This window comes from Pseudoalteromonas sp. Z1A8, assembly GCF_011378855.1.
Lineage (GTDB): Bacteria > Pseudomonadota > Gammaproteobacteria > Enterobacterales > Alteromonadaceae > Pseudoalteromonas.
The window spans coordinates 1-22,347 of the sequence record NZ_WTLB01000057.1; the positions used below are offsets into that span (position 1 = coordinate 1).

Consider the following 22,347-nt stretch of genomic DNA (forward strand, 5'->3'; position numbering starts at 1 on the left):
AAGATCTGATCATGACATTGAGATTTAGTTCAAAAAAATCCCCGCTAATTTCTTAGCAGGGATTTGTGTATAAGAGACAGCTAATTAGCGCCTTTTTGATTACTGTGTAATTATTATAATTGCCATTCTCTGGCTATCAGCTCACTTGGCTGACTAGTTAACCACTCTTGCGGGCGTAAGTAATACTGATATAGGGTAGCTTCTGGGCTACTTGGCTCTGGTTTATAATTATATTCCCAGCGTGCAAGTGGTGGCATAGACATTAATATAGACTCTGTGCGCCCGCCACTTTGTAATCCAAATAAAGTGCCTCTATCCCATACTAAATTAAACTCTACATAACGTCCGCGACGATAAAGCTGAAAATCACGTTGTTGCTCTGTGTATTCATCATTTTTGCGACGTTCTATAATTGGTAAGTAAGCATCTAAAAAGCCATTACCCACCGATTGCATAAACGCAAAGCTCTTTTCAAAGCCCAGTTCGTTTAAATCGTCAAAAAATAAACCGCCTACTCCGCGCGTCTCATCTCTGTGCTTTAAATAAAAGTACTCGTCGCACCAGGTTTTATATTTTGGATAAACTTCGCTGCCAAATGGTGCGCAAATATCATGAGCAACTTGATGCCAATGCTGTACGTCTTCTAATACTGGATAGAAAGGAGTGAGATCAAACCCGCCACCAAACCACCATATTGGCTCTTCGCCTTCTTTTTCGGCTATAAAAAAGCGCACATTGGCATGACTTGTTGGTACATGAGGGTTTTTTGGATGGATAACTAACGACACACCACATGCATGAAAGCTTCGCCCTGCAAGCTCTGGTCTATGTGCTGTTGCAGAGCCTGGCATTGAAGCGCCAAATACATGAGAGTAATTAACTCCACCTTGCTCTATTACAGTACCATTTGTAGTTACACGCGTACGACCACCACCGCCTTCGGCTCGCTGCCAGTTATCTTCTATAAATTTAGCGCTGCCATCTGCGGTCTCTAAACCTTGGCAAATGGTGTCTTGCAAAGCCATAAAGTATGCTTTTACTTGATCTAATAATTCGCTTTGCATATTAACCTCTAAATATTTTGCCAGTCATGGCGTCTTTTATTGTGCTTGGCTGAGTATTACCACCTAACGGTTCGTCAACGTAAAAACCAACTTGCTCTGCAAATTGCGCTTTAGCTTGCTCAATACTAATAACAGTTTCTTGCCCTGTTAAGTTTGCACTGGTTGATACTAGCGGCTTACCAAACTCTTGGCATAAACGTTTTACTGTTGGATGGTTTGTTACCCTTACTGCAATGGTATCAAACTGCCCAGTTAACCATTTAGGCGTATTTTTAGAAGCAGGCATAACCCATGTAATTGCAGCAGGCCAACTGGAAAAAATATCAGCGCGTTTATCCATTGGTATTTTTGCATCGTCTACGTATTTTAATAACTGCCCGTAATTATCAGCAATTAAAATAAGCCCTTTTTCAACCGGGCGCTGCTTAATAGCTAATAGTGCTTCAACGGCTTGTTGATTATCTGGATCACAACCTAAACCATATACAGCTTCTGTTGGGTATAAAATAACTTCGCCTTGCGTTAAGCATATTATTGCAGTGGGCGTATTTGAAAGGTCTGACAAAGTAGTCTCCAGATATAATTAAACGTTATTCAGTTGGGGCGAGCTTATGCATGCAACTTTTTTGTGGGCATTGCAATAATGTACCGTTTGCCATATTTCTTTCTATGACGATTGGCCAATTACATTGTGGGCAAGGGTGTTCGACCGGTTTGTTATTAAGTGTGTATTTACAACTTGGGTAGCAATCACAAGAGTAAAATACTTTACCAAACTTATTACTACGCGCGACTAAATGACCTTTTTTACATTTTGGGCAACTAGGTAAAGTGTCTTCGCTTTGTTTTTCTTCATTTTCGTTAGCAATGTAATGACACTCTGGATAACCCGTACACCCAATAAACATACCGTAGCGACCATTTTTAACCACCAGCGGTTTGCTACACTCAGGACATGCTGAATCTTCTAATATTTTGATTTCATTACTATCGTGATGTGCCAACGGTCTAATAAAGTCGCATTTAGGATAACTTGCGCATCCTAAAAAAGGGCCTGATTTACTATTGCGGATCACTAACTCTGAACCACACTGTGGGCATATCTCGTATTCTTTTTCGAGGGCGTGCTTGTTCGCCGAGAAAAGCGAATGGTCGATTTTACTCATGGTGATCCTAATAGGTTGGTGAATTTTCGCCTAATATACCCAAACCACTTAAAGATACAAGCAATGCTGTGCTTATCCGTTTAAGTAATTTGAGTACAATTAAGATAATTATCTCTAATGAAGAAGTTCGCTGGGTTCATCAAAAATCAAATCTTCCATTTGCTCATATGCCTCTTCAGAGCCAGGAACATTAAACAAAATCATAAGTACAATCCATTTTAAATCTTCTAGGCTTATGGTTGGTTTATCGAGTGAAGCTAAACAGTCCATTACCATTTCACGAGTCACATTGTTAATAACGCCTATTTGCTCAATAAACATTAAAAAGCCACGACACTCAACACTGAGCCTTTGGCACTCGCTATCGGTAAATATACGCACTGCATCTTTAGGGTTAGCTATTAAATAAGGAGATTCGTCACTGTGTTGTAAGTCGGCCAGTTGCTCTAACCAATCAAGCGCTTTAAATATCTCAGGCTTATTAAAACCCGCGCGTAATAACTCATCTGTTAACTCATTTTGCTCGGCAAATATATCCGCTTCGCTATGAATGTAATTTTCAAAAAGATATAAAAGAATATCAAACATATTACCTTCCTGCGCTTAACTTAATATAACCATCTAGCACGCGCTCAATCTGATCGTCTAATTCTAAATCGAGCAATCTAGCGAGTACTTTGTCTATTGGCCACTGAGCACGACGTACAATGTCGTCTACGCTGGTTACTTCAAAACCAATACTATTTAAAACCTCACATTGAGAATTGGCTTGAATCGGTTGCTCTTTATTACCTAAGTTACTGTCGTAAGTAAAACTCACCTCATCAAGAATGTCGGCTACGTTTTCTACTAGCTTAGCGCCTTGCTTTATTAAAAAGTGACTTGCCTGCGCTAACGGGTTTTTAATAGAACCTGGTACTGCAAACACCTCTTTATTTTGCTCAAGCGCATAGCGTACTGTTATTAACGAACCGCTTTTAATTTCAGCCTCAACAATAAGCACTCCCAACGATAACCCAGAAATAATACGATTACGACGCGGAAAATTATGTGCATTAGCAGCTGTTCCGGGTAAAAACTCACTCACCAGCAGGCCGCTTTCTAATACTTGGTCCGTTAATAGTTTATGGCGTTTTGGATAGTAAATATCAACCCCAGTACCTAGCACAGCAATGGTTTTACCCGTACCAGCAAGAGAGCCTTTGTGCGCAGCACCATCTATCCCTCTTGCCATACCTGAGGTAACTGTAATACCAGCCAAAGTTAACTCGTATGCAAATTCTGATGCTATTTCAAGTCCGGTGGGTGTCGCATTACGACTTCCTACTATTGCAATTTGCGGCGTAGATAATAACGAGACATCACCTCTACAAAATAGTAATAAAGGCGCGCTGGCAATCTGTCGAAGATCCTCAGGATAGAGCGCATCAAAAATACAGACTACGGTAATGCCCTGCTGCGCAATTAATTGCTCATAATGATTTACTTGCTGCCAATTAGTGTTGAGTAAATTACTCGCTTGATTAGCAGTTAATCCAAGCTGTAAAAGCTTGTCATGGGGTAAGTCGAATAACGACCCAAGGGAATAGTTTGTAGATAGTGCTAAAAGGGTTTTGATACCCAACCCTTTACACATATAAAAGGCAAGCCAGTGGGCTAGCTTGCCAGATGACTGATCCATGCTCTCTCCTAGAGCACCGACTCGCTACTTCTTAATGAATAACTGCAATATCTCCAATGCGAATTGGGTGCTGGTTTTTAGTTATTAATGCATAACTTACTTTGTCATACACTTTAAAGACAATTAGCTCGCCAACTTTTTCTTTAGGCATAGTCCACGTTGTATTTTCTTCGTCAGACTCACCACCAAATAATTGGCTTGCATCAGATAAAAGCTTCTCGTATTTACTAGAATCTTCTGGGTAACGAGGGCCACGAGGGCCATCAATAACCGTTGGCGATTGACGTTCTAGATCTAATACATGACCTTCTTCTATATTTTGTTCACTGCCTAAGTTTAGCACCACAACATCCATTGTGCTGAATTCTCTAACGTGGCGTGGCGAAGCAATAATATTACCTGTTACAGGCTCAGAGGGACGGTGTATATTAAAGTACGCTGGAAGCATTTGACCTTCCATTGCTGGTATTAAAAAATCACCTTGTTGAATTTCTCGTTTCACCGATTCAACGCGTAACGACGAAGGTACACCATTGTGTTCATCACCCGATCTAAAGGCACGTGCTATACCCACAAAAGAAGCACGTGTTGCTAATATTTCACCGGTTAGATCTGTGTAAGGGTCACCCTTATGGTAAATGGCATACGCTTTATGAACTTGTAAGTCGCCTTTAGCATATAAAATGTGGCCTAACGTTTGTGTTTTAGTATTTTCGTTAGCACCTAAAATATAAGGCTTACCTTTAATATCGTCACTGTTCATTGCTTGCTCGTAACTGATATAAGGTTTAATCATTTCAAGCGGCAAGGTAGTAATAGCATTACGCCCTTTTGGTGTAATACGCCCCTGAGGAGATAATTTTCTATAGCCTTTATTGATGACTAAACGTGGGTTTCCATCGGCATCGTATATAAGCGCCAATGCATCACCGGGATAAATTAGGTGTGGGTTGTCAATTTGTGGATTCATTTGCCAAAGTTCAGGCCAGAGCCAAGGCTCATCTAAATAGATGCCAGAAATATCCCAAAGCGTATCGCCTTTTTTTACAACATACTGTTTTGGAGCATCTTTTTTTATTTTAAGTACATCAGCTACTGCGGGAAACGCAGCGCTTAACGTAAGCATGATTGCAAGTAATGGAGATTTCATTGAGCTTCCTTGTATTGTTTTTTCATTATTATTGCCCAAAACCTGTTAAAGGTGAACGCGAATGGCTAAAATAAGAGCATACAATACCCTAAATTAAGCACAAGTGAAAAAGGTAACTATGGCTAGGTTAGAAGTTTTAAGATTTCCAGATGAGCGTTTACGTACTATAGCAAAAGATGTTGCACAAGTTGACGACACAGTACGTCAAATTGTAAAAGACATGCTAGAGACAATGTACGATGAAAATGGCATTGGGCTTGCAGCCACGCAAGTAGATATTCATCAACGAATAGTTGTTATTGATGTATCAGAAGAGCGCGATGAGCCACTGGTATTAATTAACCCACAAATTATCAAAAAAGACGGCTCTACCGTTAGCGAAGAAGGCTGTTTATCAGTACCTAACTCGTACGCAAAAGTAGACCGCGCAGAAACAGTAACAGTCGCTGCACTTAACGAAAACGGTGAAGAATTTGTACTAGATGCAGATGAATTACTGGCTATTTGTATTCAACACGAATTAGATCACCTTCAAGGTAAGCTGTTCATTGATTACTTATCTCCATTAAAGCGCCAACGTATTCGTAAAAAGCTTGAAAAAGAAGCCAAGTTTGCAGAACAGTAATAAGCACCTTAGGAAAACTCAGTGACTCAACCATTACGCATTATATTTGCCGGTACGCCGGACTTTGCCGCACGTCATTTACAAGCGCTGATTCAAAGCGAACACCAAATAGTGGGTGTATATAGCCAGCCAGACCGCCCTGCGGGTCGTGGTAAAAAATTAAAAGCCAGTGAAGTTAAAGCGCTAGCGCTTGAGCACGACTTACCGGTTTTTCAGCCTCAATCATTAAAAAATGATGAAGCACTAGCTGAGCTAACAAGCTTAAACGCCGACATTATGATTGTTGTAGCATATGGCTTAATTTTACCTAAAGCTATATTAGAAGCCCCACGGTTAGGTTGCTTAAATGTGCATGGTTCTATATTACCGCGCTGGCGCGGTGCTGCACCTATTCAACGCGCAATTTGGGCTGGCGATGAGCAAACTGGCGTAACAATAATGCAAATGGATGAAGGGCTAGATACCGGCGATATGCTACATATAAGCCGCTGCCCTATTAGCGCCACCGAAACAAGCGAAAGTTTATATACAAAACTTGCTGAGCTAGGCCCAGACGCGTTGATTGAAACCATTAATAAATTAGCAAATGGCGAGATCACGCCTGAGCCTCAAAATGATGAACTTGCTAACTACGCTAAAAAGCTTTCTAAAGAGGAAGCTAATATCGACTGGTCAATGAGTGCGCTGCAAATTGAGCGAAACATTCGCTCTTTTAATCCATGGCCAGTGTGCTTTACCCAAATGGGTGGGCAAACAGTAAAGATTTATCAAGCGCAGGTTGTGCAGCAATTAGGTGATCCTGGGCAAATTTTATCAAGCGACAAAAATGGTGTAGTAGTAGCATGTGGCAAACATGCTTTATGTATTACGCAATTACAACCGCAAGGTAAAAAACCAATGGCAATTAACGACTTTTTAAATGGTCGTAGTGACTGGGTTACTCCTGGCACAATATTAGGCGAAAACAATGAGTAATGTTCCAAACGTACGAGCGCTTGCCGCTGAAACTTTATATAACGTAGTTGATAAAGGCGCATCGCTTAATCAAGAACTTCCATTTGCAAGCCAAGGCTTGCCGCCTAAAGATAAAGCGCTGCTACAGCAAATTTGTTACGGCGTTTTACGCTACTTACCTAGCCTTGAAAATTACTGCCAACACTTAGTAGAGCAGCCATTAAAAGGTAAACGTAGAATATTTCAGTTTTTATTATATGTAGGTATTTATCAGTTACAGCATATGCGCGTACCACCACATGCTGCCATTTCAGAAACTGTAAACGCACTGGCTCAACTGCGCGCTTTAGGATTAAAAGGGCTAATAAACGCCATTTTACGTAGTTTTCAGCGCCAACAAGCAGAGCTTGAAGAAAAAGCGAAGCTTATTCCGGTATGTTTATACAACCATCCAAATTGGTTTATTAAACAGGTGCAAACAGCCTACCCAGATAGCTGGGAAGCACTACTTGAAGAAAACCAGCAACAAGCACCAATGTGGCTTCGTGTAAATCAAGCACAATTTAGCACGCAAGAGTACAGCGACATGCTTAGCGCTAATGATATTGAACACACCTTAAACCCTGACTTTATTGATGGGATTAAGCTTGCCAAACCACGTGATGTATTTTCGTTGCCTGAGTTTGATACAGGTGCATGTTCAGTACAAGATGCTGCAGCACAGTTGGCAGCCCGCTTTTTAGAACCTAAAGCAGATGACTATATTTTAGATGCCTGTGCAGCACCTGGCGGAAAAACGTGTCATATATTAGAGCTTGCTGATGCTGATGTACTTGCACTTGATAGCGACTCAACTCGCCTTGAACGCGTTAAACAAAACTTAACGCGTATTGGCTTAGGTGCAGACCTTCAATGTGGCGATGCCTCACAACCACATACTTGGTGGGACGAAAAATTATTTGATCGTATTTTGCTTGATGTGCCTTGTTCAGCCACTGGCGTAATTCGCCGTCACCCTGATATAAAATGGTTACGTCGCGCATCAGATATCGAAGACTTATCTAAGTTACAAAACGATATTCTTGATAGCATTTGGCCACTGTTAAAACCAGGTGGCACATTGGTATATGCTACGTGTTCGGTTCTTCCACAAGAAAACCAACAGCAAGTTGCTAAGTTTTTAGCTAATAACGATGATGTAGAACATATACCTCTACACGAAAATGATACCGTAACAACTCCTGGTTTGCAGTTACTGCCCGGTGAAAGTGATGGATTTTATTACGCTAAGCTAGTTAAAAAAGCCTAATAGCCGTACACTAAATAGTTAGCCATTTATGAAACATTAAATGGCTATTTTTTTAATTAAATTATGATCAATACCACGGGTAAATAATGAAAATAATTATACTCGGTGCCGGGCAAGTTGGTGCTACGCTTGCTGAAAACTTAGTTGGCGAACAAAACGAAATTACCGTTGTTGATATAGACGGTAACCGATTACGTGAACTTCAAGATAAGTACGACTTACAAGGGGTTATGGGCCACAGTGCGCATCCTGATGTATTACGCCGTGCAGGCGCTGAAGATGCCGATATGATTATAGCGGTAACCAGTTCAGATGAAGTGAACATGGTTGCATGCCAAGTGGCGTACAGTATTTTTAAAACGCCCACTAAAATTGCCCGTATTCGCTCGGAGCAATATTTAAAATACCGTGAAAAACTATTTCAAAACGATGATTTACCTATCGACCATTACATTGCTCCCGAAGCACTGGTCACTAAGTATATTCGCCGTCTAATTGACTACCCTGGTGCTCTGCAAGTATTGCAGTTTGCTGATGGCATGCTCTCGTTAGTAGCCGTAAAAGCTTACTATGGGGGTTTATTAGTAGGTTATGCGTTATCTGCACTTAAAGAACATATTCCTAATGTAGAGACTCGTGTTGCTGCTATTTATCGTCAAGGTAAAGCAATAAAACCACTGGGTACCACCGTTATTGAAGCCGATGACGAAGTATTCTTTATTGCCGCTACAAAACATATACGCGCAGTAATGAACGAGCTACAAAAACTTGAGCGTTCGTACAAAAAAATTATGATAGCTGGTGGCGGTAACATTGGAGCAGGCCTTGCCCGCTCACTTGAAAAAAATCACACCGTTAAACTAATTGAACGCAGTAAAGAACGTGCCGAGCAACTCTCAGAAATGCTCGATAACACGGTCGTTTTTTGTGGTGACGCATCTGATCAAGAACTGCTCTCAGAAGAGCATATTGAACAAGTCGATGTATTTATTGCCGTAACCAACGACGATGAAGCAAACATTATGTCGGCCATGCTTGCAAAACGTATGGGCGCACAAAAAACCATGGTACTTATTCAACGTGGAGCTTACGTTGATTTGGTACAAGGCGGCGAAATAGATATTGCCATATCGCCACAACAAGCAACTATATCAGCGTTATTAACGCACGTACGCCGTGGTGATATTGTTAACGTGTATTCACTGCGTAAAGGCGCAGCAGAAGCCATTGAAGCGGTTGCTCATGGTGATGAAAACACATCTAAAGTTGTTGGGCGCGCGATTGCCGACATAAAACTTCCTGCAGGTACAACCATTGGGGCAATAGTACGTAATGACGATGTGTTGATAGCTCACGATGATACAATTATTATGTCGGGCGATCATGTCATCATGTTTTTAATCGACAAAAAACACATTACCGTTGTAGAAAAACTATTCCAAGTAAGTGCTATATTCCTTTAACTAGTTACTCTAATTAGTTAATTTCATACACAAAAAAGCCGCTGACTAAGGCGGCTTTAGTGGAGTATGCTTAAATATTGATTACTGTACTTTTGAAAACTCTTCTTTAGAGATCTCACCATTACCATCAGTATCTAAATCATCAAAAATCTTTACAAGCTGAGGATTAACCTTCGCTTCTTCCATTGAAATCGCGCCGTCGCCATCTGCATCAAAAGAGGAAAAGTCTACTGCTGCGTATGCTGCTGATGAAGATGCTAAAACGATAACTGCAAGTGTTGTATTTAATGTTTTCATAATAATATTCCTAGTAATATGGGAAGTCCTTTTCAAAGATCCCTGACTGTGAAAAATGTTTAATCTGAAAAGATTAATTAGTAATTAGCGAATTCTTCTTTAGAAAGCTCGCCGCTACCGTCGGTATCTAGCTCAATAAATTCAGCCATTAAATCTGTATCGACTGCCGCTTCGCTTGGGCTAATTGTGCCGCTACCATCGATATCAAGGCTGTCAAAATCTGATGCTGCAAATGCAGCGGAAGAAGATGCTAGTACTATAAGTGCTAATGCTTTATTTAAATGTTTCATAACTTAATCCTTCAATGTTCTATCAAAAAAATTGCTTCGTTTAACTTAAAACGTAATTTTTCACTTCCTTGTTATCCTCTTTCGTAAGCTCCCTTGCCTACTTAGGTGTCTTTGGCAACTCAGGATAAATACTTTTTAATTAAGCTTCTGAAAATTCTTCTTTTGATAACTCACCATTTTGGTCAGTATCAAGTTCTGAGAACATACTCATTAATTTTGCATCTACTGATGCTTCTGCTTGGCTAATTGCGCCATTGCCATCTACATCTAATGTATCGAAATCTGTTGCTGCAAACGCGGCTGAAGAAGATGCTAGTGCCACAAGTGCTAATGCTTTATTTAATGTTTTCATAACGTGTATCCTTCAATTTTTTGAGTAATGTGGGCTCTTAGTAGCGCCCCAGAGTTTTAAGCTTATGCTTGTGAAAACTCTTCTTTAGATAGTTCGCCGTCTTGGTCTGTATCAAGTTAAGAGAACATGCTCATTAATTTTGCGTCTACTGATGCTTCTGCTTGGCTAATTGTGCCACTGCCATCCACATCAAGTGTGTCAAAGTCTGTTGCAGCAAAAGCGGCTGAAGAAGATGCAATAGCGATAAGTGCTAAAGTTTTATTAATGCTTTTCATAATATGTATCCTTCAAATTTATGTGTGCGATTAAGTATTTCACTTTGAATCACGATTTCGTTCAGTACACCCAGACTATTACAACTTAGATGCCAACATTTAAAAGCTATTAAATTTCATATAGTTAAATGTAAAACTCATAAAAAGAAGGGATTTTTAAAGTAATTACTGTTGCCTTTTAGCAACGCACTTCAAAGTGGATATATTAAAACCATTAAAAACATATAGTTATGTTTAGATAAAAAGATACATTTTTAAATGTATGCAAATTAAAGAAGGGGATTTATAGAATAATTCAGATGAATTTTAACGAGGTAGATTTAATAACACAAAAAAAATTACAATAAATAATACGTAATGCATTGTTTTATTTAAATAATAATTATTAATAATAAAAATAATAAAAAGTATTTTATAAATACTGACGTAAAATACCCTTTTGTTGCAAATAAGCGAAAAGCTATTTATTCAACGGTGGGTTCGAGCGCTGAAGGGTCTATAAAATGCTCTTTCATAAAGGTTTTCATTTCATCCTCGCTTGCTAGTAACTTAATTCCACAACGCACGCCTGCGACATGTTCCTTAACACTGCAAATTTCGCCTTCAAAACTTTTATCACTGCTATTGAGTATTACTGTGCATTGCATATCTTTAATATTTTCATCTTGCTGAACACCTCTAATATCAAACATTACTCCGGTTAGCGAAATATCTTTAATGAGGCCTTCAAGTATTCTGTCGTCACTTAGCTTTAGCTTTGCAGGTAATAAGGTAGGTATACGCGTTTGCGAGCGCAGTGCAAATAACTGCACCTGCTTAGGATAGTTAATAAATATAAGCTTAGCCGGGTGAGACGCAACCGACATTATTTGTTGGCGAAACGCTATAACTTGCCCGCCGCCACCTTCAATTAATGCCCTAACAACAACCATTACACCATCACGTAAATAGTCACTACTAGCAGGTAAACGTCTAGAATTTGGATAATTTAAAATAATAAATTTATTTTCAAGCAAACCAACAAACTCGGTTTTTACACGTTTACTGTCGGTTGGGGTTAATATTTCTAAATCGACCAAACCACTTGTAGTTAGTTGATGTAATTTGTCTAGATTTGAAGTTGGCATATCCCTTTCCCACTAACTTATATTTTAAAATTTAAATGGCTCGTTTAACCACGCCAAAATGTAGGCGTAAATAGCACTAATAAGGTAAATATTTCTAGGCGCCCAAACACCATTGCAATGGTCAGTAACCATTTAGCGCCATCGGTTATAGCGCCGTAATGCGAGGCTACATCACCCAAGCCTGGGCCTAAGTTATTTAAACAAGCAGCAGTGGCTGAGAACGCCGTTATATTATCCATACCCGTGCCCATAAGCGCTAACATTATAATAATAAACACCAACGCATAAGCAGAGAAAAATCCCCACACAGCTTCTACTACTTTATCTGGCAGCGCCTTTCTACCCAGCTTGATTGAATATATAGCCCGCGGGTGCACCAAACGATTAAGCTCACGCACACCCTGCAAATAAAGTAGGAATACGCGCACTACTTTCATACCACCACCGGTAGAGCCTGCACAGCCACCAATAAAGCTCGAAAATATAAGTAAAATAGGTAAAAACAAAGGCCAAGTTGAAAAGTTATCAGTAGCAAAGCCTGCCGTTGTACTCATAGAAACAGCTTGAAATAACGCCTGATCGAGGGTTTCATCGCCATTAGCAAATATTTCATTAGAGGAAAGTACGGTAAAACAAATAACCACCAGCGCTAATTGAATACACAAAAACACCTTAAACTCAGGGTCTCGAATATAAACTTGTACGTTTCGGCTCGCCACAGCGGCGTAATGCAGGGAGAAGTTAACGGCGGCTATAATTAAAAAGAACACACAAATAAAGTTAATTACAGGGCTATCAAAGTGCCCCATAGAGGCATCGTAAGTAGAGAAACCACCAATAGCCACCGTTGAGAATGCATGACATATAGCATCAAACCACTCCATTCCTGCAGCCCAATAAGCCAGCATACAAGCAATAGTAAGCGACACATAAATATACCAAAGATGCTTTGCTGTATCGGCAATTCGCGGGGTCATTTTGGAGTCTTTTACAGGCCCTGGTATTTCAGCACGATATAACTGCATACCACCAACACCAAGCATAGGTAGTATAGCGACAGCGAGTACGATTATACCCATACCGCCAAACCACTGGAGTTGCTGGCGATAAAATAACACCGACTTAGGTAAGTACTCAATACCGGTAAGTACTGTAGCGCCGGTGGTTGTTAAGCCAGAGAATGCTTCAAACACCGCATCGGCGAGCGATAAATTAGGTTCTTGTAAAAATATAAGCGGCAAGGACGCAAACGCCCCAAGTACCAGCCAAAACAAAACAACAATTAAAAAGCCTTCACGTGCTTTTAAGTCACCGTTTTCATGGCGGTTTGGGTAATAAGCCATCATGCCAATAACAACACTAAAGATAAATGCTAAAACAAAAGGAACACCACCACCGTCTTTATATATTAAAGACACCAGTGCCGGAGGCACCATGGTAATACTAAACAGCGCAACAAGTTGGCCAAGAATTTTTATGATGGTACGAAATTGCATTTAGCTTGTCGCTTTTATTATTAGTAAATTCAGGCTGAGTAGTATCAGCCAAATTAAATAGGGTCAGTATGCATTACATGCAATTTGTGTAGGTTATTACTCTTTAATAGTTAACTCAACTGCGCCGTGACTTAAATCAAAAATATCTTTGATTGCTTGCTGAGCTTCGCGGCTATCTATTGTAATCACCCATTCAATATTAGCAGTAAATTGCTTATCAATATTAAGCACTTGATACTTTGTTTTTAATGACTGCTCAATAGCACCTTGCATGCTGTATTCACTACTCCCAGTAATTTCAACACTGGGAACTTTAAGTACCGTTTGCAATTTTACTAATGCATTATTTAATGAGCCACCATAAGCTCGTACTAATCCGCCCGTGCCTAATTTTATTCCGCCAAAGTAACGTGTAACTACAGCTGTTATTTCGCCAAGGCCCGAACCCACCAGCACATTTAACATAGGCTTTCCTGCCGTGCCATTTGGTTCACCATCATCCGAAAAACCATAAACATGGCTTCCCCCGGGGTTACCTGCCACATGTGCCCAGCAGTTATGACGCGCATCGCTATACTTTTCTTCAATGCTTTTAATAAATGCTTTAGCTGAATTTAAATCGGGGGTATGTGCAATGTGAACTATAAACGTACTTTTTTTAATTTCTTCTTGATGAAAAACGTCAGCAGCGGGATATTTATATTCAGACATATTTTAAACTTGTAAAAAGGGGGCCAAAAGGCCCCTTTAAATAATGTACGTATTTTAACGTGTATAAACTAATTAGTGTTAACTAGAATTAATCGAGCGCTAAATCTCGTGTCATATTTTCTAAGCTATCTTCGTGAACAATAATGTTATCTTCAATACGAATACCGCCAAATGGTTTAAATGACTCAACCTTTTCCCAATTAATAAACTGCTTATTATCGGTTTGCGCTAAATCACCAAGCAGTGAATCAATGAAGTATAAACCCGGTTCAATAGTAAACACTTGGTTTTTCTCTATTCGACGAGTACAACGCAAGAACGAATGCCCTTCTGGCGATGGCTGATGAGTGCCTTTTTCGTCACTCATAAAGCCGCCCATATCATGCACTTGTAAACCAAGGTGATGCCCTAGACCATGCGGGAAGAAAGTAGAGGTAATTTTACGCTCAACAATTTCTGTCGCTGGTAAATTAACAATTTTAAAATCACTTAGAATTTGTGCTATACGGTTATGGCATTCAACGTGTAAATCACCATAAAGCATACCCGGCTTTAAACCTTTACCTAATTCAATTTGTTGAACCGTCATAGCTTGCACAAGCTCAGCAAACTCACCCTGCTTTTTAAAATCATAAGTTCGGGTAATATCAGCAGCGTAACCATTAAAGTTTGCACCGGCGTCAATTAAAAATGAGTTATGCGTGTGTGGCGCTTTTGGATCAAAATGCGTGTAATGCAAAATAGCGCAGTTTTCGTTAAGCGCAACAATGTTGCCGTACGGCATTTCATTTTCGCTTTGACGTGTAGCCATTAAGTACGCTTGTTGAATATCGAACTCACTGCCGCCATTAAAAAATGTATCGCGCGCAGCTTTATGCCCATCTACTGCAATGCGGTTAGCGTTGCGTAAACATTCAAGCTCGTACTGCGTTTTATAAGCGCGGTGGTAATGAAAATAGTTAAGTACAGGCTCTGGGTTCATAATACTAAAACCAAGTGCTTGCGCTACTTCAATGTATTCACCCATGTAAGCGTATTTAGCTTTATCGTATGGTAATAACTTTTCAACTTGATCAGGCTGTAGTAATAGCTCTATATCAAAGTACTCAGCCCAAAAATCACGAGGTTCGTCTGGCACTTTATGCCAAAAATCTACCGGGCGATAAAATATTAGTTTTGGTTTGTCGCTGCCATTTACCACAATCCAGCAATGTGGGTTATCGATAACAGGTAACCACGCTTTAAACTGTGGATTAACTTTAAATGGATAATACATATCATCTAAAAACTGGCGCTTAGCTTGGCCTGAATGAATGACTAATCCTTCTAACCCTTCGCTGCTACAAATAGTACGAGTACGCTGTTGCAGTGTTGCAATATGTTCGGCGTATAAAACGGCTAATTTATCCATTGTTAATCCATCTGTTAAATTTAACTTGCTCTGAGTCTACCACTTATCCCCTCAGCGCTCAAAAAAGGGGATATCTAAACGCATTAGATATCCCCTCTACTTTAAACTTATGTTTACTAACCGCCCATTTTCATTTCCAGTAGCGGTGCAAGTACATTACCCTCTCGACCCATTCTAGTATGGTAAACCTGTCTATACGCAAATACATTTTTTACGTAATCACGGGTTTCGCGATACGGAATAAGCTCTACCCATAACTCAGCCGGAATAGCCTCATCAGGTAACCAACGCTTTATACGATGATAACCCGCATTATAAGACGCCGTAGCCAGCACTTCGTTACCGTGGTTTTTCTTTTTCAAGTACTGTAGGTAACTCGTACCCAACCTAATATTTGTTTTAGGTTGATACAAGCGATTGCTCGATACACTGCCCTTATTTACGTACTCAGCCGTACTTGGTAATAACTGCATTAAACCACGCGCATTAGCATGCGAGCGAGCATCAGGTGCAAAAGAGCTTTCACGCCTTGCAATAGCAATACTCCAGGCAACATCTATTTTGCTACGTTTACTATAACGTTCAAATACATCTTGAAATGCAAACGGAAAGCGTTGCTCTACGTTATCCCACGCTTTAATTTTTGCTAAAGTAAAAATAGTGCTGTCGTGCCAACCTAAATCGGTAGATAACTGTGATGCAGCTAGTTTTTCTTCGTCGCTAGACGTATCCGTTAAATAATTCCACTCACGGCGCGCCGACGTAAAGCGCTCAATATCGTAAAGTGCTTTTGCACGCTTATAACCCGGTGCATTACTTACTTTATCTACAAGTACCTTATCAACCGCTAAGGGTTGATTGTTTAAATCAACGGGCAAACCCAAACGCGCTGCGGCTAAAAAACCGTAATAATCACGATTAGCTGCAACTTTTTTCCAAATGTCGTCGGCTTTTTGTTGCTCACCACGTTTTGCATAACTGTAAGCTAACCAATATTGTTGGCCAAGGCTTAAGTTTTCTTTACCTGTAAAAAATGCAGCGATCCCTTCCCAATCTTGGATTTTAAGCATATTGCCCAATTGCCACTGAATAAGCTTGCTGTCTAGTCGCTCTTTTGGCACTTTATTTAGCCAAAAGCTCGCTTGTTTATGCCCGCTTGAAGCAAGCGACAATGCAAAAGTGTAATACACACCCGCTTTTTCCTCATCACTGTACTTAAATATTTTTTCTAACTTTTCCCACGCCTTCAAAGCAAGCTCTTTATCGCGCCATATTAAACGCTTAACACCATAAAGTGCTATTTGGCCTTCTTTAGCTGACTTATTTTTATATCTATATAATCCAGCTGCAGCGCTTGGATCTTTACGTACTTTTAAATATAAATCTGCTAAGTAGCTTTCATTTTTAGGTAACAGCGTTTTTAAATAAGGTAGTAAGCTTTGTGTACCGCCATCTGCGGCAAGTGTAACGCGCTTCCAAACGGTTTCTTCTTTCATGTAGCCTTTTTTACGCCACTGTGAAAATAAACTATCGCACTCATTTGGCTGCGACTTACCCACAGCCCATAGGTCGGTTACCTGATTAAATATTGCTTTTTCAGGTGCGCCCAAATCAAGCTGAAAATCTAAATAAGTACAGGTAAGCCCAGTATTAGACGTTTCACGGTAATTACGAATATAAGCTGCTTTTTTATTTTTCTTTTTTAAATACTCTAACCATGCTTTACGTACCGGCCACTCAAGCGGAGTATGTTGATATATGTTTAAATAGTCTTCTATCTCTGCTTGATACTTAATATTTGGATGGCGCTGCCAATATGTTTTTTCAACGTAAGGTTTCAACGGATGATTTAAGCCACTAACCGCTTCTTTAAAGTCTTGGTAGCTTCCGTACCTTACTTTTTTTTCGGCATCTAAAAATGCCTCGTTATCGATACTTGCCTCGGCAGAATAAAGAGGGAAAATGAATGCAGCTGCCACAACACTTAATAAATATTTTTTCATAATGTCCTTTAATAAAAAATTAAAGTAGTGAATAAAAACTTTTCAACCACCTTAGCACCAAACCAGCTATATTTTAACCAGTCGATTGTAACCGAGTTAAATTTTTCGTTGCATTTTTAATTTAAAGCAAGCACACTGATTGAAATGCAAACTCATCGTACCAGTCTTAGTTCGTCAACTAGGGAGAATAATAATGTTATATAAAAGCGATTCCTTTGAAGTTAGCTTCCTAAAGGAAAGCATCGCCGAGTTTAAGTTTTGTGTTGCAGGTTCTGTAAACACATTATCTCAAAAAACTCTTTCAGATTGCGCGGCAGCATTAAAAGAATTAGCCGCTAATACTGATATCAAAGGCATGATTTTTACCAGTGATAAAGAGCACTTTATTATTGGTGCCGATATCTTCGAATTTTTACCAACGTTTACTAAACCAGAAGCAGAACTAGTAACGTGGATCAAAAACGCAACAGACGTTTTTGATGCAATCGAAGATTTACCATTCCCAACCCTAACCGCTATAAACGGTATGGCACTTGGCGGTGGTTGTGAGTGGGCACTTGCTACCGATTATCGTATAGCAAGCGAAACAGCTAAAATGGGCCTACCAGAAGTTAAGCTTGGCATAATGCCAGGGTTCGGTGGCACAGTGCGCTTACCACGTATCATTGGCGCCGATAACGCAATGATGTGGATTACCTCTGGCGCAGAAAATCGCGCAGCAGATGCCCTTAAAGTAGGTGCGTTTGACGCGGTAGTTAGTACTGACAAACTTGTAGAGTCAAGTGTATCAACGCTTGAACTTGCGATTGCTGGCAAGCTAGATTGGCAAGCAAAACGTAACGTAAAACTACAGCCACTTAAATTAAACCGTGTTGAGCAAGGCATGAGCTTTGCAATGGCAGAAGGTATGGTAATGGGTAAAACCAAAGGCCACTATCCTGCACCGGTTATGGCTGTACGTACTATTAAAGCAGCGGCAAACTGTACTCGCGATGAAGCAATGGCAATCGAAAATGCCAACTTTGCTAAATTAGCACGTACACCAGAAGCAGCAGCTCAAACAGGTATATTCCTAGCTGACCAATACATTAAAGGTAAAGCACGTAAATTTGCTAAGCACAGCGATGTAGAAATTAAACAAGCAGCTGTACTAGGTGCAGGTATTATGGGCGGCGGTATTGCATACCAGTCTGCTTATAAAGGCACACCTATTATAATGAAAGACATCCAACAAGATGCGCTTGATTTAGGTATGGGTGAAGCGTCTAAGTTATTAGGTGCAAAAGTTAAGCGTGGCCACATGCCAATGGAAAAAATGTTGGCAACTCTTAGCAAAATCAAACCAACACTTAACGATTCAGACCTACAAAGCGCCAACATTATTGTTGAAGCCGTTGTAGAAAACCCTAAAGTTAAGCAAGCAGTACTCGCTGATCTTGAAAAGAACATGCCAGAAGGCACTGTACTTACTTCAAACACATCGACTATTTGTATTGATTTACTAGCAGAAGCGCTAGATAAGCCAGAAAACTTCTGTGGTATGCACTTCTTTAATCCAGTGCCAAAAATGCCATTAGTAGAAATTATCCGTGGTGCAAAAACCTCAGATAAAACAATTAATGCAGTAGTTGATTACGCGCTTAAATTAGGTAAATCACCAATTGTTGTTAACGATTGCCCAGGCTTTTTTGTAAACCGTGTTTTATTCCCTTACTTTGCAGGTTTTAGCAAATTAGTGGTTGAAGGCGCTAACTTTGCAAAAGTAGATAAAGTAATGGAAAACGTATTTGGCTGGCCTATGGGTCCGGCTTACTTACTTGATGTTGTAGGTATTGATACAGCGTTCCATTGTACTGGCGTAATGGCTGACGGTTTCCCTGAGCGTATGGCTCGTGCTGATAAAGACCCTGTAACTATTTTTGCCAACGAAAAACGTTTTGGTCAAAAGAACAAAGCCGGTTTTTACAAATACGAAACAGATCGTCGCGGTCGTCTTAAAAAGTCTCATGACGAGACAGCAGTTGAGCTATTAAGCCCAATTACAGACGCACCAAAAGAATTTGATAAACAAGAAATCATCGACCGTTGTATGATTCCAATGATTAACGAAGTGCTACTTTGTTTGCAAGAAGGCATTGTTGCCTCTCCGCAAGAAGCAGATATGGCATTAGTTTATGGTGTTGGTTTCCCTCCATTTAGAGGCGGCGCGTTCCGTTACTTAGATCAAACTGGTTTAGCTAACTTTGTTGCAGCAGCAGACAAATACGCTCACCTAGGTGCGATTTACCAAGTATCTGAGCAAACTCGCAAGTGGGCCGAAGAAGGTCGTGTTTTCTATAAGGTGGAAGGTTAATATCATGAATAATCCAGTAATTGTAGATTGTATCCGCACACCAATGGGTCGCTCTAAAAGTGGTGTATTCAAACATAAACGTGCTGAAGACTTAAGCGCACATTTAATGAAAGGCTTACTTGATCGCAACCCAGCAGTTGATCCAGCATCAATTGACGATATTTATTGGGGTTGTGTACAACAAACATTAGAGCAAGGCTTTAACGTAGCACGTAACGCAGCATTACTTGCCGGTATTCCACACAGCGTACCTGCTGTAACGGTTAACCGTTTATGTGGCTCGTCAATGCAAGCATTGCATGACGCAGCGCGCGCAATAATGACCGGCGCTGGCGACACTTACCTAATTGGTGGTGTTGAGCACATGGGTCACGTACCTATGACTCACGGCAACGACTTTCACCCAGGCTTAGCAACAACGATTGCACAAGCATCGGGCTCAATGGGTTTAACAGCAGAATACCTTGCAACGCTTCATGGCATTAGCCGTGAGCAACAAGATGAATTCGCTTATCGCTCACATCAACGTGCACAAGCTGCAACTGTTGAAGGCCGTTTCCGTCGCGAAATTTTAGCAATGGAAGGTCACGCAGCAGACGGTTCGCTTATATTAGTTGAAGACGACGAAGTAATTCGCCCAGAAACAACAGTAGAAGGCCTATCAAAGCTTCGCCCTGTATTTAATCCTGCATCGGGTACGGTAACAGCCGGTACGTCTTCTGCACTTTCTGACGGCGCATCTGCAATGTTAGTAATGAGCGAAGAAAAAGCAAAAGAACTTGGCTTGCCAATTCGTGCGCGCATTAAAGCAATGGCAGTCGCGGGTTGCGATCCATCAATTATGGGTTACGGCCCAGTACCAGCAAGTAAAAAAGCACTTGCACAAGCCGGTATTACAATTGATGACTTAGGCGTAGTAGAGCTTAACGAAGCCTTTGCAGCTCAATCATTACCTGTAATGAAAGATTTAGGGTTAATGGATGTTGTTGACGAAAAAGTGAATTTAAATGGCGGCGCAATCGCACTTGGTCACCCTCTGGGTTGTTCGGGTTCGCGTATTAGCACATCGCTTATTCACTTAATGGAAGACAAAAATGTACGATACGGTTTAGCAACTATGTGTATTGGTTTAGGCCAAGGCATTGCAACTGTATTTGAACGTGTTCAAGACTAATTAGCTTGAACATGTAAACCATCTTGGTGATTAAAAAGGCGGACTGATTTTATTCAGTTCGCCTTTTTTATTAGCTTCAATTTATAAAAACGACCCTTTATCAAACAAGCATGTAACTGCGTAATTATGTGATCGGGCGTATTATTTAATAAAGCATTTTGAAGCTGCTAAAAGCGTTAAATAAAATGCTGATCTAGATCTAAGTAAAATAGTTAAATTACACTTAAAATTGCGTTAAACTTCCGAACTTATTAATTGCTATACCTAAGCACTCACTGACGCAGTAATCACTTTAATTAAACAGGCCAATTTATTATGAGCTTTGATAACCCCGATCACCAATTAGATGCCATTGGCCTACGCTGTCCAGAACCAGTAATGATGGTGCGCGCTGCAATTCGTAAAATGAGTGATGGTGAAACGTTATTAATAACCGCTGATGACCCGTCAACCACCCGCGATATTCCGAGTTTTTGTACGTTTATGGATCACACGCTGGTGGCTAAAGATGCAGAAGAAGCACCGTATAGATATGTGGTGAAGAAAGGAATTTGAACTCACGTAGGTTGGGTTGAGTCTTACGAAACCCAACATATTGTATAATCACCAAAATAACTTTACTCATCACATATATCGTTTAAGTTATTGTCGCACTCCCAGTTACTCAGTAATTTTGAATTATTGACATATCGATGAAAACTCGAAAAAGACCAATCACTGACTTTAGAAACATATTTGTGCTTCACGGGATTATAGTGAATATAATTGATATGGTTATTTAAATCCCCTTCATCTCTAATTTTATGCTCCCAATAACGCCGCTGCCAAATTCCACGCTCACCTTTAGCTATTCGGCTAATATTACAAAACTCAGTTGGTGGTAATCCTCGAGAAAACCCAGATTTTATCAACCGCCAACGCATTGCATAATTACTGTCGCCCTCAGGTAATTGCCAAATAGCATGGAGGTGATCGGGCATGATAACTATCGCAATTGTCTTAACGGGATGCTTTTTTACAACTCTTAAATATACACGACGCAATAACTCTATATTTTCAACAAGAAGCTTTTGTGTCCTATCTTCTAAATTTACCGTAAAAAAGTAACATGCGCCCGCCTCTAACATACGTTTATAACGCATATTTTTACCTATAAAATAAACAGATAAATAAGAGTATAGATTAGTTTTGTTAATTATAATCAAGGCAAGTTTAAGTCAAACTTATCCACGATATTGTTGCATACTTATAAAACTTGTTTCTGGCGTAGGTTGGGTTGAGTTTTACGAAACCCAACGTATTTAATAACCACCAAAATAGTTTTATTCGCCACACATGTTGGGTTTCGCTTCACTCTACCCAACCTTGTATCTCTCATTGATAAATGATTAGCTATCATTTATCACATCGAAGTCAGTGAGCTTGCCTTTGCGTCTAGTATTTAAT

The 22,347-nt window shown here is 40.1% G+C and carries 22 protein-coding genes and 1 pseudogene; 7 read left to right on the forward strand and 16 right to left on the reverse strand.

Features of this window, described 5'->3' with window-relative positions:
- Positions 1–113 precede the first annotated feature (113 nt).
- The 6 genes from hemF to GQR55_RS17170 all read right to left on the reverse strand — a co-directional run bounded on the left by hemF (position 114) and on the right by GQR55_RS17170 (position 5,061).
- Positions 114–1,064, reverse strand: a complete 951-nt coding sequence (hemF, locus tag GQR55_RS17145; RefSeq protein ID WP_166421553.1) for an oxygen-dependent coproporphyrinogen oxidase — start codon at positions 1,062–1,064, stop codon at positions 114–116.
- A 1-nt stretch (position 1,065) separates the two neighbouring features.
- Positions 1,066–1,629 carry an L-threonylcarbamoyladenylate synthase gene (locus tag GQR55_RS17150; RefSeq protein WP_166421554.1) on the reverse strand — a complete coding sequence of 188 codons (564 nt, stop codon included), beginning with the start codon at positions 1,627–1,629 and terminating at the stop codon, positions 1,066–1,068.
- Between the two features lie 25 nt (positions 1,630–1,654).
- On the reverse strand, positions 1,655–2,230 hold the full coding sequence (locus GQR55_RS17155) for a topoisomerase DNA-binding C4 zinc finger domain-containing protein (RefSeq protein ID WP_166421555.1): 576 nt from the start codon (positions 2,228–2,230) through the stop codon (positions 1,655–1,657).
- A 114-nt stretch (positions 2,231–2,344) separates the two neighbouring features.
- The gene (locus tag GQR55_RS17160; RefSeq protein ID WP_166421556.1) at positions 2,345–2,818 is read right to left on the reverse strand and encodes a DUF494 family protein; all 474 of its coding nucleotides are present in this window, start codon (positions 2,816–2,818) and stop codon (positions 2,345–2,347) included.
- Position 2,819: 1 nt separating this feature from the next.
- Entirely contained in the window at positions 2,820–3,911 is a 1,092-nt protein-coding gene (dprA, locus tag GQR55_RS17165; RefSeq protein WP_166421557.1) for a DNA-processing protein DprA, read from the reverse strand.
- Positions 3,912–3,942: 31 nt separating this feature from the next.
- Positions 3,943–5,061, reverse strand: coding sequence for a LysM peptidoglycan-binding domain-containing protein (locus tag GQR55_RS17170; protein ID WP_166421558.1), 1,119 nt, complete (start codon positions 5,059–5,061; stop codon positions 3,943–3,945).
- A gap of 118 nt (positions 5,062–5,179) precedes the next feature.
- Here GQR55_RS17170 and def point away from each other — a divergent pair, with 118 nt between their 5' ends.
- The 4 genes from def to trkA all read left to right on the forward strand — a co-directional run bounded on the left by def (position 5,180) and on the right by trkA (position 9,412).
- Positions 5,180–5,686 (forward strand): peptide deformylase, encoded by a 507-nt coding sequence (gene def / locus GQR55_RS17175; RefSeq protein ID WP_024607305.1) that lies wholly within the window; start codon positions 5,180–5,182, stop codon positions 5,684–5,686.
- A 21-nt stretch (positions 5,687–5,707) separates the two neighbouring features.
- Positions 5,708–6,661, forward strand: a complete 954-nt coding sequence (gene fmt / locus GQR55_RS17180; RefSeq protein ID WP_166421559.1) for a methionyl-tRNA formyltransferase — start codon at positions 5,708–5,710, stop codon at positions 6,659–6,661.
- A complete protein-coding gene (gene rsmB / locus GQR55_RS17185) occupies positions 6,654–7,949 on the forward strand; it encodes a 16S rRNA (cytosine(967)-C(5))-methyltransferase RsmB (RefSeq protein WP_024593219.1) in 1,296 nt (431 codons plus the stop codon). The genes fmt and rsmB overlap by 8 nt, the downstream gene beginning before the upstream one ends.
- 86 nt (positions 7,950–8,035) lie before the next feature.
- The gene (trkA, locus tag GQR55_RS17190) at positions 8,036–9,412 is read left to right on the forward strand and encodes a Trk system potassium transporter TrkA (RefSeq protein ID WP_004335170.1); all 1,377 of its coding nucleotides are present in this window, start codon (positions 8,036–8,038) and stop codon (positions 9,410–9,412) included.
- A gap of 81 nt (positions 9,413–9,493) precedes the next feature.
- On the opposite strand, the gene GQR55_RS17195 is transcribed toward trkA, so the two are convergent.
- The 9 genes and pseudogenes from GQR55_RS17195 to GQR55_RS17235 form a co-directional block, all read right to left on the reverse strand.
- Complete coding sequence (locus GQR55_RS17195; RefSeq protein ID WP_166421560.1) at positions 9,494–9,709, reverse strand: EF-hand domain-containing protein; 216 nt, start codon at positions 9,707–9,709, stop codon at positions 9,494–9,496.
- 77 nt (positions 9,710–9,786) lie between these two features.
- Entirely contained in the window at positions 9,787–9,999 is a 213-nt protein-coding gene (locus tag GQR55_RS17200) for a calmodulin (protein ID WP_004335174.1), read from the reverse strand.
- Positions 10,000–10,138: 139 nt separating this feature from the next.
- Entirely contained in the window at positions 10,139–10,351 is a 213-nt protein-coding gene (locus tag GQR55_RS17205) for an EF-hand domain-containing protein (protein ID WP_166421561.1), read from the reverse strand.
- A gap of 119 nt (positions 10,352–10,470) precedes the next feature.
- Positions 10,471–10,626, reverse strand: a pseudogene (locus GQR55_RS17210) (calmodulin); the annotation flags it as partial.
- Between the two features lie 464 nt (positions 10,627–11,090).
- The gene (locus GQR55_RS17215) at positions 11,091–11,753 is read right to left on the reverse strand and encodes a flagellar brake protein (RefSeq protein WP_166421563.1); all 663 of its coding nucleotides are present in this window, start codon (positions 11,751–11,753) and stop codon (positions 11,091–11,093) included.
- A 44-nt stretch (positions 11,754–11,797) separates the two neighbouring features.
- Positions 11,798–13,249, reverse strand: a complete 1,452-nt coding sequence (locus GQR55_RS17220; RefSeq protein WP_121953916.1) for a TrkH family potassium uptake protein — start codon at positions 13,247–13,249, stop codon at positions 11,798–11,800.
- Between the two features lie 96 nt (positions 13,250–13,345).
- Positions 13,346–13,960: a YigZ family protein gene (locus GQR55_RS17225; RefSeq protein ID WP_166421564.1), complete on the reverse strand. Its 615-nt coding sequence runs from the start codon at positions 13,958–13,960 to the stop codon at positions 13,346–13,348.
- 88 nt (positions 13,961–14,048) lie between these two features.
- Positions 14,049–15,371 (reverse strand): Xaa-Pro dipeptidase, encoded by a 1,323-nt coding sequence (gene pepQ / locus GQR55_RS17230; protein WP_166421565.1) that lies wholly within the window; start codon positions 15,369–15,371, stop codon positions 14,049–14,051.
- A gap of 116 nt (positions 15,372–15,487) precedes the next feature.
- Positions 15,488–17,374 carry a transglycosylase SLT domain-containing protein gene (locus GQR55_RS17235; RefSeq protein WP_166421566.1) on the reverse strand — a complete coding sequence of 629 codons (1,887 nt, stop codon included), beginning with the start codon at positions 17,372–17,374 and terminating at the stop codon, positions 15,488–15,490.
- Between the two features lie 193 nt (positions 17,375–17,567).
- On the opposite strand from GQR55_RS17235, the gene fadB reads away from it, so the two are divergent.
- The 3 genes from fadB (at position 17,568) to tusA (ending at position 21,456) form a co-directional block, all read left to right on the forward strand.
- On the forward strand, positions 17,568–19,727 hold the full coding sequence (gene fadB, locus GQR55_RS17240; protein ID WP_166421567.1) for a fatty acid oxidation complex subunit alpha FadB: 2,160 nt from the start codon (positions 17,568–17,570) through the stop codon (positions 19,725–19,727).
- Positions 19,728–19,731: 4 nt separating this feature from the next.
- Complete coding sequence (fadA, locus tag GQR55_RS17245) at positions 19,732–20,901, forward strand: acetyl-CoA C-acyltransferase FadA (RefSeq protein ID WP_007584192.1); 1,170 nt, start codon at positions 19,732–19,734, stop codon at positions 20,899–20,901.
- A gap of 315 nt (positions 20,902–21,216) precedes the next feature.
- Positions 21,217–21,456: a sulfurtransferase TusA gene (gene tusA / locus GQR55_RS17250; protein ID WP_166421568.1), complete on the forward strand. Its 240-nt coding sequence runs from the start codon at positions 21,217–21,219 to the stop codon at positions 21,454–21,456.
- A 62-nt stretch (positions 21,457–21,518) separates the two neighbouring features.
- Here tusA and GQR55_RS17255 read toward each other — a convergent pair whose 3' ends face one another.
- Entirely contained in the window at positions 21,519–22,043 is a 525-nt protein-coding gene (locus GQR55_RS17255; protein WP_166421569.1) for a transposase, read from the reverse strand.
- Positions 22,044–22,347 lie beyond the last annotated feature (304 nt).

Coding starts and splice junctions, on each gene's coding strand:
- fadA (WP_007584192.1), top strand. CDS start 19,732: ATGAATAATCCAGTAATTGTAGATTGTATCCGCACACCAATGGGTCGC.
- GQR55_RS17235 (WP_166421566.1), bottom strand. CDS start 17,374: ATGAAAAAATATTTATTAAGTGTTGTGGCAGCTGCATTCATTTTCCCT.
- GQR55_RS17200 (WP_004335174.1), bottom strand. CDS start 9,999: ATGAAACATTTAAATAAAGCATTAGCACTTATAGTACTAGCATCTTCT.
- GQR55_RS17205 (WP_166421561.1), bottom strand. CDS start 10,351: ATGAAAACATTAAATAAAGCATTAGCACTTGTGGCACTAGCATCTTCT.
- fadB (WP_166421567.1), top strand. CDS start 17,568: ATGTTATATAAAAGCGATTCCTTTGAAGTTAGCTTCCTAAAGGAAAGC.
- GQR55_RS17160 (WP_166421556.1), bottom strand. CDS start 2,818: ATGTTTGATATTCTTTTATATCTTTTTGAAAATTACATTCATAGCGAA.
- def (WP_024607305.1), top strand. CDS start 5,180: ATGGCTAGGTTAGAAGTTTTAAGATTTCCAGATGAGCGTTTACGTACT.
- GQR55_RS17155 (WP_166421555.1), bottom strand. CDS start 2,230: ATGAGTAAAATCGACCATTCGCTTTTCTCGGCGAACAAGCACGCCCTC.
- GQR55_RS17215 (WP_166421563.1), bottom strand. CDS start 11,753: ATGCCAACTTCAAATCTAGACAAATTACATCAACTAACTACAAGTGGT.
- rsmB (WP_024593219.1), top strand. CDS start 6,654: ATGAGTAATGTTCCAAACGTACGAGCGCTTGCCGCTGAAACTTTATAT.
- hemF (WP_166421553.1), bottom strand. CDS start 1,064: ATGCAAAGCGAATTATTAGATCAAGTAAAAGCATACTTTATGGCTTTG.
- pepQ (WP_166421565.1), bottom strand. CDS start 15,371: ATGGATAAATTAGCCGTTTTATACGCCGAACATATTGCAACACTGCAA.
- dprA (WP_166421557.1), bottom strand. CDS start 3,911: ATGGATCAGTCATCTGGCAAGCTAGCCCACTGGCTTGCCTTTTATATG.
- trkA (WP_004335170.1), top strand. CDS start 8,036: ATGAAAATAATTATACTCGGTGCCGGGCAAGTTGGTGCTACGCTTGCT.
- GQR55_RS17225 (WP_166421564.1), bottom strand. CDS start 13,960: ATGTCTGAATATAAATATCCCGCTGCTGACGTTTTTCATCAAGAAGAA.
- GQR55_RS17195 (WP_166421560.1), bottom strand. CDS start 9,709: ATGAAAACATTAAATACAACACTTGCAGTTATCGTTTTAGCATCTTCA.
- GQR55_RS17170 (WP_166421558.1), bottom strand. CDS start 5,061: ATGAAATCTCCATTACTTGCAATCATGCTTACGTTAAGCGCTGCGTTT.
- tusA (WP_166421568.1), top strand. CDS start 21,217: ATGAGCTTTGATAACCCCGATCACCAATTAGATGCCATTGGCCTACGC.
- GQR55_RS17220 (WP_121953916.1), bottom strand. CDS start 13,249: ATGCAATTTCGTACCATCATAAAAATTCTTGGCCAACTTGTTGCGCTG.
- GQR55_RS17255 (WP_166421569.1), bottom strand. CDS start 22,043: ATGCGTTATAAACGTATGTTAGAGGCGGGCGCATGTTACTTTTTTACG.